The sequence below is a fragment of the Pseudoalteromonas sp. S2755 genome, assembly GCF_005886535.1.
Classification (GTDB): Bacteria; Pseudomonadota; Gammaproteobacteria; order Enterobacterales; family Alteromonadaceae; genus Pseudoalteromonas.
The window spans coordinates 26,477-39,784 of sequence record NZ_PNDS01000040.1 but is presented as its reverse complement, the minus strand read 5'-3'; the positions used below and the strand labels follow the sequence as shown (position 1 = coordinate 39,784).

Sequence of the window (13,308 nt, the reverse complement as noted above, 5' to 3'; positions counted from 1 at the left end):
ATTGGAGGAGTCCATATAAGCTGTTTTACACAGCGATTTTGTTGCTTTTATATTGAATTCTTGGCGGGTGAGATGAGGGGGGATTTCTTCATCAAAAATTCGTTGGGAAACATAAACTGCTCGGCGAGTGAATCGCCTCCTACACGCGTATTTACGCTACGTAGTAGGAGCTGTTTTACACAGCGATTTTGTCGCTTTTATCATGTGCTTTCCGCTGCGGCCTTGAAAGCATTTTAAATATCTAACACCACCACTTCCATTTGGTCTTGCGTATCATAAGGCTGGATCTGCATTTTTATTTGGCTCTCAGAAAGCAACTCCAGCTGACCTTCTGCGGCTTTGTATTTGCTGTGAACGACCTTTACTGCATGAATACCAAATCCGATTTCTCGCTCTAAGCGTAAAACTAAACCATATGAAGTGGTGGCTCCGCGGTCGGTTCGGTAAAGCACATAGTTATCGTCATTGACATTCAGTCGATTAAGTTCGGCAAAGGAGTTGTCAACGCCGCTTTGTTTGATCTCGGAATAATCACCAGCGGCAAAGATGAATACGATGAAACTCGGCACTGCTGCTGCCAAAGCGACTAATAAGCCAGAAACTTTGAGCAACTTGGTGCGTCGATATAACGACCACAGCAACACTGAAGCGGGCAAGATGATGGCCAGTATCATAACGAAAAGGTAATTATGCTGAGGAGCTGCAAATCTTAACTCCCAAGGCAAATTACTCATATTAAGGATGACCAGTGTTACAACAATTACCAACGCAATACTTGAAAATCGTTTCATAAATTAAACCTAAACTACAACCAAAGTAAGTGATACCAAAAATAAACCTCAGGTTATTTAAACAAGCTGAATTTCCCAGTAAATTCTTTAAGCTCTGTGCTATCGCCAAACATGCAAATGCCAAAGTACTCTAAGTCTTGTTCTGGTGTCTCAGCGGTGGCGCTTACTTGCTGTTCGGATGTGCCAACAATCATGGTATCTGTAAAATCGGTAAAGGGGATGTTACGAGCCACAAGCTCTGCTCGCACTTTTCTGATTTTATTACTGTTATCTGCCTTAAGAACAATGAAAGGGTAGTGCGAAATCGAAGGGTGAGTGCCGCCATCTTTATCTTGATACGTTAAAAAGCAGAGTTCATCGGTATTACCAATTTGGTCAATGAGCCCAGCGGTCATATGGCCAAGCGCATTAAAAAGCCGACCAAGTTCAACCTTTTTATTGAGCACAGCAACAAATCGCTTTGAGTTTTCGTCTGGTAAAACGGAAAAATCAGTCATAGACTTCCTTGAGTTAGAAAAGAGGCGCTTAACCATATCATAATAACACTATCACCACGCCTCGGCGTCGGTAATTGGTTGTAATACCTTAAAGATCTCCTAAGGAGAGACAGTAAATTTTTTTAGGCCAATCAATTGTCCTGAACTGGTGACAACGTGCACCTCCCACTTACCGGTTGAGTCGGCCGGAAAGTTCGTCTTATGGCTCCAAGCTCGATAGCCTTCCTCGCGTCCACCACTAATATTTAAGGGAATTCGGTCAACCACTTGTTTGTTGTGTACCCACACGTGAAAGATTTTTTCGTTTAGTCCCCGCGGTGCTTTTACCGCGCTCCAGCTATACAAGCCGTGTTCGTGAAGCGAATGGCTATCGAGATGTTGAATGCTGTTCACTGGCTTTCGTTGCTGCCTATCAACCTCATAAGCCAGCGCAATGTCGTTGAGCCGTAAGGCCGCAGGGGGAACCCAGCTACGTAGCTGCCACAAACCAGCGCTAAGTGCACTTAGTAGCAGAGCCAATAAGGGAAAACGCCACCATCTTGCGTTTGGCATGACATTGCCGAGGCTCGGTAGAGTAAGCACAATGGCGGTCACTAGCGCTATTTGTATACTTTGGTCGGTTGTAAGATGAAGTAAAATAGGTAGCGCAACTGAAATCACAACAAACAAAGCAAAATTGTGGAATACCATAAACAACACATTATGCCGAGCTAGCTTTTTGTAATATATCGGGTCCACAACAGAGATAAACGCGCAGAGTGCAATTAAGCAGGTAAACGCGGCCTGTGGATGATTCCATGTTGTGGCAGCCAAGAAAAAAGGCAGTGCAAAGAACAGGCTTTCCTGTTGTACCATTTGCAGAGCAAAGCGCATAAAGTTGGGTGACAATACAATACCAAAGCGTTGTTCAACTTGGTCGCGTAGCCAGTTATCAATAATAAGCCACAGCCAACTGGTGAGTAAAAGTAGAGCGATGATCTGTGAAAACGATTCTTTACGTTCAACTAAAATAAAGCTCGCTATACCACTGCAAAAAGCCAACAACGCCATTAGGCCGGGCCACTTCTGCATCATCAAAATAAATTTTGTTATTAGGTTTTTGAAATAACGCATTGAAATAGAAATTGCTTGCTGATTTTGTTATTGAAGCATCTTAACCATGAATGCAATATGAGCTTAAATACATTAAAGATTCATGCATTTAGCATTCGTAAAGGAGGCTTTCAGCTCTTGATTTTAGATGCGCTTGATATTTAGTGTGATCACAAAGTCTATCAACCCGTGTTTTTCGTTGACTCAAACAGTGGGTGGCTGGAGTACAAAGTTGACATGTTGTGCTTTGACCCCAGTCTAGAGGTTTATAGTTTGCTGATTAAGGGCTCTGACTGGCCAATCATTTTGCTTGAGTTTTTGCCTGTTTTTTGATGAATTGCAATAAAGTATTCAATTGGATACTTCAGTTTTGATAGTACCATTTTAGGTGCATTGCGGCTTATATCTACAGGTGTAGGCCAAGTAATAGAAACGCTTCCAGTCGTATTGTTAAGAATGCAAGGGTGGCTTGTACCTCTGAAGCTAGTTACGGAGGTCCCATCAGTATTGGCAAACAAAACTGAGCAAGTATATAGCTTGTTTTCTGGACTGAAATTTTCAATAGCGTAATCGAAAGAAACCTTAATTTCATGTTTTCTTTGCTGTAAGTTGCCAACTTCTTCAACTTCTAGATTGGACAGTGATGCAGTGCTTATTTTTATTTTTGAATAATCTGTTGTTGCGCAGCCACTGAGGATGAGCAATGATGCTAAAATAGGTAATACTTTCATTATTTTCTCCTTAAAATAAAGTCAATAATAAGCAGTTAAAACCTTCCATAATTTGCTCTTGTTCAAAGCCTATTTAATGAAAGATACTGTGACGTGTAGATTTGCATGATAGGAAAAGGTAACGAAAAATTAAACTTTTGTCACTATATTTATACAAGCAAGCTGTACATCGCAGGTTTTAGCGGCTGTAAATGTGTTTTGATTTTTGTGCGAATGTCACTCGACTGGTTTTGGCTTAACTTAAAAGCGCCATGCATCGTATTGATTTTAATCTTGAAAAAGTTTATGGCGTTAAACAGTGACTGGCGCTGATTGACAGGCACGTTATCAAGCTGCCAATCACTATTTGAAAACTGCTCAAAATGCGTTATTTGAGTTTGCATTGATGCGTATTTCTCATCATCAGTAGCAATAAGCGCGAGCTCACCTTCAACTATCACATTTGCGTACAACCACGTAGGGAGCTTAATGTTAGGGATAACCGCAGGTGAAAGGTAATGATCCTCACAGTGAAAGATTACTTGAATAACACCGCCTGAGTGAAAAATCGGGTTGTCCTTTGTTGCGTGTCCAAGTAAATAAGCGTGGTCATCACTTAATGTTAGCGGTACAAAAACCGTCTTTAACTTGCCTTCTTGTATCACTGTCAGTGTGGCCAGCGGGTGTTTTGTGATCACAGAGCTGAGTATGTTTGGATTGCTTTCAATGTAGTAGTTTCTTGGGTAGCTCATAACTTTTCCTCCAACCTTGCTTTCACTTCAGGCCACATCTCGTCGGTGATGGCAAATCGTGCCGTATTACGATAACTTCCATCGGGCAGGCGCCTATCTTTTAACGACAAGCCTTCAAAATGGGCACCGAGGTGTGCGATGGCATTACGAGACTTATGGTTAAATTCATGCGTTTGAAATTGCACACGCACCAATCCAATCGCTTCAAAGGCATATTTGAGCAACAGGTATTTGGCGTGGGTATTAACATGCGTGCGTTGAAATTCAGTGCCGATAAAAGTATGGCCAATCTCGGCACTTAGGTTGAGTTTATCAAGTCTAAACAAGCGGCTATTACCAGCCAGTTTACCTGAGTCTTTATCTATGATTGCAACAACCAGTTGCTCGCTTTCATCAAATTGTGCAGAGCCGTAAAACCATTGCTCTATGGTTTTTTGATCGCGACAATAATTGTTAAATACCCACTTCCAGATCTCGGCTTTTTTGCCTTGAGCCAATAACTCAGGTAAATGCGCGGCTTCAAGTGGGGTGAGCTTAACGCGACTGGATTCTAAGGTTTGTTTTGAAAGCATCAATATTCCATTCGTTCAGTGTTTTAATGCTTGCATATTGCGCTGATTTTGGTTGATATAAAACAACCAGATTTTATAACTTGATTAGACCAGTTTGATTTCTATTAGCCCAAAAACACAGTCTCAAGATGCTAAACATAAACGCTTAGCGGATGTTTTACGCAGCGCTATCGCTGAAAGTAAACTCACACCCGGTGACAAGCTTCCTTCTGCCCGAAAGCTGGCTGAGTTACATGGTATGAATCGGCACACGGTGATGAATGCCCTACAAAACTTGGTAGCTGAAGGTTGGCTGGTGGTGAAAGAACGTAGCGGCTATCGAGTCAACACTGAGCTGCCTATTTTCAGTAGCCAACAGATAACTTCAGAGGTGCCTTCTACACCACAAATCGTACCGCAATTTGCTAAAACACTGGCACCAGTGAGCAGCACTAAGCGTTCGGCCTACCGCTATAGTTTTGCAGGGGGCTTACCAGATCTTCATGCCTTTCCCTATGATGAGTTTAAGCGGTTTTTGGTAAAGGCGTGTCGCAAAACCAATGTCAGTCATTTTCACTATTCAGACATTGCGGGGTGCGAGTTACTGAAATCCCAAATTCAGGCGTATTTGCGCCGAGCAAGGGGATTGGTATGTGATGACTTACTGATTTGCAATGGCTCCCAAGAAGCGCTCTCATTGGTGGCAAATGCATTTATTAATCCAGGTGATGGTGTTGCCATCGAAATGCTTGGTTATCCACCTGCGCGACACGCCTTTAGCAATGCAGGCGCTGAAGTTTTTGCATTAGCACAAGATGCAGAAGGCATTAAAGTGGAGGCTTTGGCGCGCTGCCTTGAACAAAATAAAGTGAAGTTGCTGTATTTAACGCCACTGCATCAATATCCTACAACGGTCACATTGTCTGTACCGAGGCGCATGGCGATTTACCAGCTGTGCCAGCAATATGGCGTGTTTATTATTGAAGACGATTACGACCATGAGTTTCATTATCTCTGCCCACCATTACAGCCTATGGCGGCAAGTGATCCAAGTGGTATTGTGATTTATATTTCTACCTTCTCAAAAATCATGTTTGCCGGTGCTCGTGTGGGTTATATGAGTGCGCGGGCAGATGTGCTTGCACAACTGGTGGCACGTAAGCAGCTACTTAATCACAAAAATGATGCGCTTACCCAGTTGGCTGTGGCTTACTGGATGGAAGAGGGCGGGTTTGAGCGTCATTTACGCCGCATGACCAAAGCCTATCAAGGACGCCATCATGCGATGGCACAGCACCTTAGCGAGCTTAAAGCCAAGTTCGATATTGATTTTGAAGTGCCACAAGGCGGGATGGCGTATTGGGTAAACAGCAAACGCGATGTCTCGAGATTATCTGAAAAAGCACGTGAAAAAGGGATTTACGTACAATGTGAACCTGAATTTACCCTCGATAAGGCTAGTAGTTTAAGTCATATTCGCTTAGGCTTTGCGGCGCAAGAAGTCGAGCAACAGCAAGCTGGGCTAAGTGAGTTGTTTGCTTTGGTCGCAGAGCTGGAGAAAAATCATGAATAAGCAACAAGCACTGGCCGAATTTGTTACATTCGGCCCACACAAAGCGCAGGCGTTAAACATACTATTGAGCGATAACAGCGCAGTATCGCTCGCTATCAGCAAGGCGATGTTAAGTGTGGTATTGGCAAAATATCTCAGCGGTGAAATCGACGAAGATGACCTCGAAAATTGGGCTGGGTTTATTGAACTGCGTGACGAGGTTGACTGCACCTTGATAGATGATTACCTCTATGCGTTGAATAATCCAGAGCTGATGGGTGGAATTAACCTCGATTCCATCGGTAATATGTTGAAACTCATTAAAGGTCAAATACAAAAGGAAATACCATGAGATTAATAGCGGCTGCATTGTTTTTATTAAATTGCCAAATCGCGTTGGCGGGAGGAGATGTGTGTGAAAACCCTATCTCAACCATAGACATCAATGAGTGTGCAATGAGCGAGCTTAACACGCGAACTGAAACACTTGAACGTTACTACCAAAAAAGCCTTGAACATAATGCCTTTGATGAGCAACTGGTAGAAGCGATTAAGGCCTCGCAGTTGGCGTGGCAAAGCTATCTCGATGCCCACTGCGGTGCGGTATATACCCAATGGCGAGAAGGCACTATTCGCGGTGTGATGGCGCTCGAATGTCGTAAGGAATTGGTTAAAACTAGAACTCACACGCTTTGGGCTAACTTTTTGACTTATATGGATAGTACGCCACCCGTGCTGCCTGAGCCACAATAGGTCCCTCGCACTTATAAATGTCATGATTTAAAGCTTAAATCATGACATAAAGCAGTCGGCCTCTACATCTGCTTCACGATTTGATAGCGATACTAACGCCTATTCGACGCTGTTGTACCAAACTAGCTGCGAGAAAGGCATCAGTTACACGGGGTCAGGTTGTTAAGGCTGATTGATACTCATCCGAGGGTTGGGTGAGATCAACCAACTTGTAATTTGCCAAGTGCTGATCGCGCTTTTTTCTTAAGTGCTTTACTTAGTGCTTCGGCGATCACTTCTTGTGAATAGGTTGCGGGTTATCGTGGCGAAGTCGTTGAACTTTCTTTTAGTAATACGATACCAAGCCCTATAAACCATAGAATTTGTCCGAGACCAAATATAGCTGTGGTCACTTCAAAAAATGGGTTTTTGGCAAGGAAAGATAAACCTGAAAATAAAGTTAAAACCCCAGCTAAACTTACAAGCAAACCCCAATAATGGAGCAGTGGGGTGAATATTTTATGTTTGAGACCGACGCAACTGATTGTAAGCACCCAAATCGCACCAACTAATTCAATGCCACCGCCAAGTGCATCTACCACTATCGAAATGGTGCGATTAATGGTTAATGCAAGCGCCGGATCCAGCTCATGAAATTTTGCAATCGCTTCAATGCTAGTTAAAAAAACCATGGTACTGGCAAGGACAATCGCTGCCCAAATATAGCCTACAATGCTAGCAAACTTCATGCAGTCAGGTGATATTGTGTTAAAGCGTTGATGAATTGCTTGCACCAACACAATCAGGGCAAAGCTGAAAATAATCCCAATCACGATGTAACCAAGAAAAAAGGTATCGCGATTTTGTACAAAGAAATCGAGATATAACGCTGGCGTATTGTGCTCACTTGAGTCCAAAACCCCAAAAAATAGAACAAAGCCAAACAAATAAGTCGCGGCTTCTGTGAGTGCAGCGACACCTCCCCATTTTTGTAATGACATAGTACACCTGTAAAACTTGTTTATTATTGTTGTACTCAGTTTAGCAACATATTAAGTATCAGCTCCAGAATAGGGTGTGTTTATTTGTAACAATAGTTTATTGAGCAGGGAGTTCGGGAGAGGTGAAGAGCACCTTCAGGTGCTCTCTAAGCCATATTTAAGATGAATGATACTATCTGCATTGCCATTGGGATCGTTTGGTGCTTTACCATCTGTACTCAGGTTACCATTTCGCATAATGATAACAGCACTGGCAGCAGGTGAATCCATCGAAGTGGCTGATATGGTTATCATGCAATTTGGTGAAGGTAAGGCGAAGGTAAACTGCATAGCGACGCTTCGCTATGCTGTTGAAGTGAGGTTTGCAGGTTATGCAGATATTCTGCGTCTGCCAAAAGCCAACAGTGTGCTTAGCATCGCCAGTAAAAAGCCAAACGCACCTCCCGAACTGCCTTTATCTTCCTTATCGGTCGTCGTTGGCGTTGTGTTTGCTTTGTACTGTGCTTTTACAACCAGTTCACTGGTGACTTGGTCAAAAGCTAGATCCCAACCGGTAAATGTATAACCATCTCGCTGTGGCTCAGTGGGCGGCGTTGCTGCTTGTCCATGAGCGACTTCTGCTGCTTTGATGACGGTGTCATTCCAATCCACAAACTTCACTTGATACTTGTTAATCTCAAATTGTGCCGTAATGGTAAGATCTTGATTGACATCATTAAAGTCAGTATTCCAGCCTGTAAATGTATAACCTTCCCGAGGCGGAACTTGAGGAGCCGTTGCAGCACTACTTTCTTCAATAGTTTGAGTAGAAAGCACGCTTCCATCCCAGTTCTTAAACACGACACTAAATTGCTGTGGTTCATAGCTTGTTACCTGAAATGCGACTTTGTTGTCTGTGTAGTCTAATTCAGGGGCTTCTGATGAAAAGCGAACAGTGGGTGCAAACACACCAGCTTCGCTTGGCGTTACAGTAAATGAAACTTGAACAGATTTAATATCAGACGCGCCAGAAAAACTACATAAGTGACTGTTACTCTGGTCGATGCAGTTAACTGTATATCCTTGATCTATAGAATGGAAATCCAATTTGACTGCGGCGTCAGCATCGAGGTAGAGATCAAATACGCGTGGTAAACTGGACAATGTGTTTTCAGTTATTTCCAGTGTCACTTGATTGCTGGCTCCCGCTTTTACCCGTTTTGTTCCCGTTATATCTTTTACTGAGATTTTACTGATCTGTTCTTCATCAACAAAGATATAAGGCGTGGCGCCTAACGTTGTTAATTCTCGCGCTTTTGCACCTTGGCTATAAATGCCAGCAGAATCTATTTGAATGTTGGCATCTAACTGCCAAACACCTTGACCTTTTTGCAAGTCATCTTTGCTGAAATTTAGGCTTGTAGTGCCAACAAACGTATTCTGATCACTGCCTTGTTGCCACTGTTCTATGGTAAATAGTTTATCTTTTGCCTCGGAGCCGTCCGGTGCCCTGAGAGAGTAGTAGCCTTTGGCCATACCAGATATATCTGACGCAGTTACAGTTAGGGTGACGTTTTGCTCGCTATTAGTTGAGGCCAATTGATGTGACGAAAAAGCGACATTGTCGATACTTGGTGGCACAATATCTAGTTCAGTTTGATTTTTAACCGTAATAACAGACGGTAGACCTAGTTGATTAAAGTGCTCTCGATTGTAAGCCCCCATATTTCCATTGTTATCAGTGAGCATCGCAGAGGCAACAAACCACTCACCTGGCAACGCCTTATCTGTAAAGGTAAACGAATAATTTGAGCGATACACCCCTTCGACGTCGGTTTCTAGCCAATCAGATGACTCAGCCTGTTTTATCGCAAGTGACTTATACTGGCTAGGCGGTGAAACCCTAATTACACCTTTAGACATCGTTGAATGGTCATAAGCTTCTATGGCTATATTAACCGTTTTATCGCCTGTATTTACATCAACTTCAGTGTCAGAAATCGTAATAGATTTTATTTCAGGGTTAACGCCTTCTGAGACTTTATCATTCGCGACGATGAGATGAGGGTTAAAGCCTGCAGCTTCAATTTCACTCTCGCGCAGCCAAAAGCGAACAGCGTTGTTTACATCAAGTATATGGCCTAGGGTTAAAAACCATTTACCATTAACGTCGGTATCTGTGAAAGTGAAACTAACCGTACTTTCGTAAACTCCCGGCTCGTCTGTTTTCTGCCAATTAGCTGCGGCTGCAGATTTATTGCTCCCCCAACTAAACCCTGTTGGTGGCGATAAATAAACGCGCGCGCCTTTTACACCGCTTTCATCATAAAACCTTAATGTAATATCAACGGTTTTGTCACCGTTGTTGACATTAACTGAGTTGGAGCTCAACTGGATTGACCTTAACTCTGGCGGGGTTCGTTCAGTTTCAGTTGTCGTTTTTCGTTCTTGGTAGCAGTGGGTGTTGAGTACATCCAGCATAGCTTCGGCGGGCAATAAATTGTCACTTGCGCCATTGGCTGCATTTGCCATCAATAATTCAATTTTTGTATCACAATCTATTTTTGGGTTAGTGATGGTATCTAAACTAAGCGACGGGCTTGCTTGTACATTCATTGCTGCTAGCCCAGAGACTAGCGTTGCCAGTGTGGTTTTCTTAAAGAGATTAAAACTCATTGTTAGTCCTTTAAATTATTATGTGTAGCACTATGTAGCGAAATACTTGGTTAGTACTACAAAATTGAGTAAACATCCTAAATTACCATGTAGTTTTATATCTTTAGAGAATTTTTCGTACTTAAATTGTGAACAAATGTGAAAGCCTAGTTTTTCTAATCTGTTGAGTTCAGGTGCTTTTTAAGGTGTTCGATAAAAAGTTGGGTTTTATAGGGGGTGTAGTTTGTCTTGGGATAATACGCCCATAATTGTTTTGCTTCAGATTTTACTTCAGGTAATACAGGTATGAGCAAACCTTGGTCGAGCTCCCTTTTCACATAGCTTGGCGCAATAAATACCAGTCCCAAACCTTGTACCGCTGCCGTCAGCATAGCGTCGAGTTGATCAGAGACAAAGTTATAGTTGTCAAACTGAAAGACATCGCCATTTTCTAAAATAATCCCACCTAGCTTGTGGTAGTAGCTGCTTAACAGCATTTTATGTTGGCGTAGATCATCAAGAGACTTGATAGGCTTATGCTGTTTGAGATAGTGAGGAGCACCGAAGATCTGCATTTGATAATCAATGAGTCGGCTGCCTTTATGAGAGGCTGAGTCAAAAGCTTCATAGTAGCGTGTGATCACTAAATCGTGAGTAAGATCTGGGTGCGCGCCAGGGGCGATGACATTAAGATGAATTTTTAACTCTGGGTATTCGGCTAAAAATGAGGCGATATTTGGCATTAAAATGGTGCTGCCTACTGCGAGTGTTGAAGCGATTTTTAAGCTACCAGATGGTGCTTGATTCAGTGCTTGCCCGTGATCAGTTAAACATTCAAACTGCGCTAGCCATTGAGAAGCCTTCGGTAAAAAGTGCTCCCCGGCCTCAGTGAGATTGACTTGGCGAGTAGTACGAATAAATAGCGTTAAGCCAAGCTGCTGTTCTAACCAGTCAATTCGCTTGCTCATTGCAGATGCTGAAACACCTTCTTCATCTGCGGCACGAGTAAAACTGCCAAACTCTACAACTTTGCTAAAACTCCGCACTCCGGTTAGCCAATCCATTAATTATTTCCTAGCAAGAATAAGTGTTTTTATTATTACCTTGTTTTTTGGATATTAAAAGCTCGATAGAATCATCCTCAGTAAATTCAAGGGGGTTGACGTGTTTCAAGTTGTGTTTTTAGCTGTTTTGCTGATGTCTTGCTCTCAAATCGCAAGCCAAATCTACATCCCTGTTTTACCTAATATCACGAATACCTTACAGCTTACGCCTAGTCAAGGACAAGCAGCAGTCATTAGCTATTTCACTACATTGGGAGCTGCGCAACTGCTGGTTGGGCCGCTACGAGATAAGTTTGGTGATAGGCCGTTATTTTTTAGTGGGCTGGGTATTTTACTGCTAGGCACAGTTTTTTGTTCAATTGCATCTAGCGCCGAGGTATTTTTTATCGGTCGAGTATTGCAAGGCATTGGTGCTGCGTCGCCGGTGTTAATTGGTAGAACGCTTCTTGCTGCAAGATTATCGGGTAGTGAACTTAAAAGCGCGATGGCGACGTTATCAATGTCGGTGAGTGTTACTGCTATTTGCAGCCCTTTTTTAGCTGGCGTTTTATCTGGCTGGGTAGGGTGGCAGGGGATGTCATGGTTTGCGTTCGCTTACTATATTTTGATACTGATTTATGGCTATAAAACTATGCAGCAGAGCAGTAAAATTACCATGTCGCTGAGGCCAAAAGCGCTCTTTAATGAATATCAAAGTCTATTGTTAAACCGCTCGTTTATTTCCCTCGCGTCGCTCAAATGGTTGCCTACTTTTTTGTATCTCACCATTCAACTGTATCTGCCGTTTTTATTGGTACGGCAGTTTGGCTTGGAAGCTAAGGCAATAGGTCAGGCGATGATGATCCCCATGTTTGGCTTACTCATAGGGTCAATTTTAACTAAGGTATTGCAGCGTAAGCGCGCTTATTTAGATATCGTGATTTGGACTTGGCCTGCGCTCGTTGTCAGCGTGTTATTGCTGCTATTTGCAAGTGATAGTGCGCTTGCTGTTTTGCTTGCTTATGCTGCGATTATGTTTGTATTTGGCGCTTATTTTCCAAGTTACATGCACCTTATTGGCGTTTTACATCCAGAGAAAGCAGGAACAGCAAATGCGCTAGTCGGCGCGGTTGAGCTGTTATTTTTTTCTTGCGTAGCGTGGTTAGTCAACCGATGGCTACTGAGTGGCGTTGAGTCACTCGCGGCACTCGTTTTTGGTTGTGCGCTGTTACTGTTTATAACCTGGCGGCATTTACGCACTGTCCTTATACCGACTTGTAAAGAGTAATAGAGTGCAGAGCTTCTGCTACATAGCGTTTATCTATGAGACCGATGGCTAGGTATGTGATCTTAGGGTAGGGAAAAATAACAATGCAGTTTGAAACAGAACGTTTATCCATAAGGCGAATGACAATGGATGACTTAGATGCGGTTTACAGCCATCGGAAAAACCCAAATACGTCAAAATATATCGGTGCGCCTGCCACGTTCGAATCGGCAAAAGAGAGGCTTATTTAAGCTTGCCAACCTTGGAAAGGTGGGGTCGATGAGCGTTTGATCCTTGCGATCGTTAAAAAACCACAAGCTCAACTTATTGGTGAACTCGTTTTTAAATATGTAGATGCAGGAAAACGGGTCGGTGAGATTGGCTTCCGATTAGCTGAGGCAGAGATTGGTAAGGGTTATGGGGAAGAAGCCGCAATAGCACTGATAAAGGAGGCTTTTCAAAGTCTCTCTGTAGATACCATTCAGGCCATATGCGCCGTTGAGAATCTGCAGTCGCAGCGGTTGATGCTCAAGTTAGGGATGAAACGCAAAACTCGTTTAAAAGCCTTTTTGGATATAGGCGGTGAAAAGCACGATATCTATGTCTATCAATTAAATAACCTGAGTTGCTAGATAAGGAAGTAATTTAAGGTGCTTTTAAAACAATGAGTTAGCTCTAAACTTCCA

Annotated in this window: 16 protein-coding genes; 6 read left to right on the top strand and 10 right to left on the bottom strand. The window is 42.9% G+C overall.

Going from position 1 to position 13,308, the window contains the following annotated elements; translation table 11 throughout:
- Positions 1–233: 233 nt before the first annotated feature.
- The 6 genes from CWC03_RS08190 to CWC03_RS08165 all read right to left on the bottom strand — a co-directional run bounded on the left by CWC03_RS08190 (position 234) and on the right by CWC03_RS08165 (position 4,414).
- The gene (locus CWC03_RS08190; RefSeq protein ID WP_138581333.1) at positions 234–791 is read right to left on the bottom strand and encodes a hypothetical protein; all 558 of its coding nucleotides are present in this window, start codon (positions 789–791) and stop codon (positions 234–236) included.
- Between the two features lie 53 nt (positions 792–844).
- Positions 845–1,288 (bottom strand): DUF2000 domain-containing protein, encoded by a 444-nt coding sequence (locus tag CWC03_RS08185; protein WP_138581332.1) that lies wholly within the window; start codon positions 1,286–1,288, stop codon positions 845–847.
- 99 nt (positions 1,289–1,387) lie between these two features.
- On the bottom strand, positions 1,388–2,401 hold the full coding sequence (locus CWC03_RS08180; RefSeq protein WP_171040223.1) for a DUF5924 family protein: 1,014 nt from the start codon (positions 2,399–2,401) through the stop codon (positions 1,388–1,390).
- Between the two features lie 245 nt (positions 2,402–2,646).
- Positions 2,647–3,111, bottom strand: a complete 465-nt coding sequence (locus tag CWC03_RS08175; protein WP_138581331.1) for a hypothetical protein — start codon at positions 3,109–3,111, stop codon at positions 2,647–2,649.
- Positions 3,112–3,260: 149 nt separating this feature from the next.
- Positions 3,261–3,842, bottom strand: a complete 582-nt coding sequence (locus CWC03_RS08170; protein WP_138581330.1) for an FMN-binding negative transcriptional regulator — start codon at positions 3,840–3,842, stop codon at positions 3,261–3,263.
- Entirely contained in the window at positions 3,839–4,414 is a 576-nt protein-coding gene (locus tag CWC03_RS08165; RefSeq protein ID WP_138581329.1) for a GNAT family N-acetyltransferase, read from the bottom strand. The genes CWC03_RS08170 and CWC03_RS08165 overlap by 4 nt, the downstream gene beginning before the upstream one ends.
- Before the next feature lie 94 nt (positions 4,415–4,508).
- Between CWC03_RS08165 and pdxR the strand changes: the two genes are divergently transcribed.
- The 3 genes from pdxR to CWC03_RS08150 are packed head-to-tail and all read left to right on the top strand — an operon-like array spanning position 4,509 to position 6,698.
- Positions 4,509–5,966: a MocR-like pyridoxine biosynthesis transcription factor PdxR gene (gene pdxR / locus CWC03_RS08160; RefSeq protein ID WP_138581328.1), complete on the top strand. Its 1,458-nt coding sequence runs from the start codon at positions 4,509–4,511 to the stop codon at positions 5,964–5,966.
- Complete coding sequence (locus CWC03_RS08155) at positions 5,959–6,297, top strand: RNA-binding protein (RefSeq protein WP_138581327.1); 339 nt, start codon at positions 5,959–5,961, stop codon at positions 6,295–6,297. Before pdxR ends, CWC03_RS08155 begins: the two co-directional genes overlap by 8 nt.
- Positions 6,294–6,698 (top strand): lysozyme inhibitor LprI family protein, encoded by a 405-nt coding sequence (locus CWC03_RS08150; protein ID WP_138581326.1) that lies wholly within the window; start codon positions 6,294–6,296, stop codon positions 6,696–6,698. The genes CWC03_RS08155 and CWC03_RS08150 overlap by 4 nt, the downstream gene beginning before the upstream one ends.
- A gap of 296 nt (positions 6,699–6,994) precedes the next feature.
- On the opposite strand, the gene CWC03_RS08145 is transcribed toward CWC03_RS08150, so the two are convergent.
- The 4 genes from CWC03_RS08145 to CWC03_RS08130 all read right to left on the bottom strand — a co-directional run bounded on the left by CWC03_RS08145 (position 6,995) and on the right by CWC03_RS08130 (position 11,376).
- The gene (locus CWC03_RS08145; RefSeq protein WP_138581325.1) at positions 6,995–7,678 is read right to left on the bottom strand and encodes a DUF4386 family protein; all 684 of its coding nucleotides are present in this window, start codon (positions 7,676–7,678) and stop codon (positions 6,995–6,997) included.
- A gap of 135 nt (positions 7,679–7,813) precedes the next feature.
- Positions 7,814–8,008, bottom strand: coding sequence for a hypothetical protein (locus tag CWC03_RS08140; protein WP_138581324.1), 195 nt, complete (start codon positions 8,006–8,008; stop codon positions 7,814–7,816).
- A gap of 39 nt (positions 8,009–8,047) precedes the next feature.
- Positions 8,048–10,333: an InlB B-repeat-containing protein gene (locus CWC03_RS08135; protein WP_138581323.1), complete on the bottom strand. Its 2,286-nt coding sequence runs from the start codon at positions 10,331–10,333 to the stop codon at positions 8,048–8,050.
- Between the two features lie 155 nt (positions 10,334–10,488).
- Positions 10,489–11,376 carry a LysR family transcriptional regulator gene (locus tag CWC03_RS08130; RefSeq protein WP_138581322.1) on the bottom strand — a complete coding sequence of 296 codons (888 nt, stop codon included), beginning with the start codon at positions 11,374–11,376 and terminating at the stop codon, positions 10,489–10,491.
- Positions 11,377–11,476: 100 nt separating this feature from the next.
- On the opposite strand from CWC03_RS08130, the gene CWC03_RS08125 reads away from it, so the two are divergent.
- From CWC03_RS08125 to CWC03_RS08120, 3 genes are all read left to right on the top strand, one after another.
- Positions 11,477–12,643 carry an MFS transporter gene (locus CWC03_RS08125; protein ID WP_138581321.1) on the top strand — a complete coding sequence of 389 codons (1,167 nt, stop codon included), beginning with the start codon at positions 11,477–11,479 and terminating at the stop codon, positions 12,641–12,643.
- Positions 12,644–12,726: 83 nt separating this feature from the next.
- Positions 12,727–12,873: a GNAT family N-acetyltransferase gene (locus CWC03_RS23755; protein ID WP_249313978.1), complete on the top strand. Its 147-nt coding sequence runs from the start codon at positions 12,727–12,729 to the stop codon at positions 12,871–12,873.
- 36 nt (positions 12,874–12,909) lie between these two features.
- On the top strand, positions 12,910–13,254 hold the full coding sequence (locus tag CWC03_RS08120; RefSeq protein WP_249313977.1) for a GNAT family N-acetyltransferase: 345 nt from the start codon (positions 12,910–12,912) through the stop codon (positions 13,252–13,254).
- Positions 13,255–13,308 lie beyond the last annotated feature (54 nt).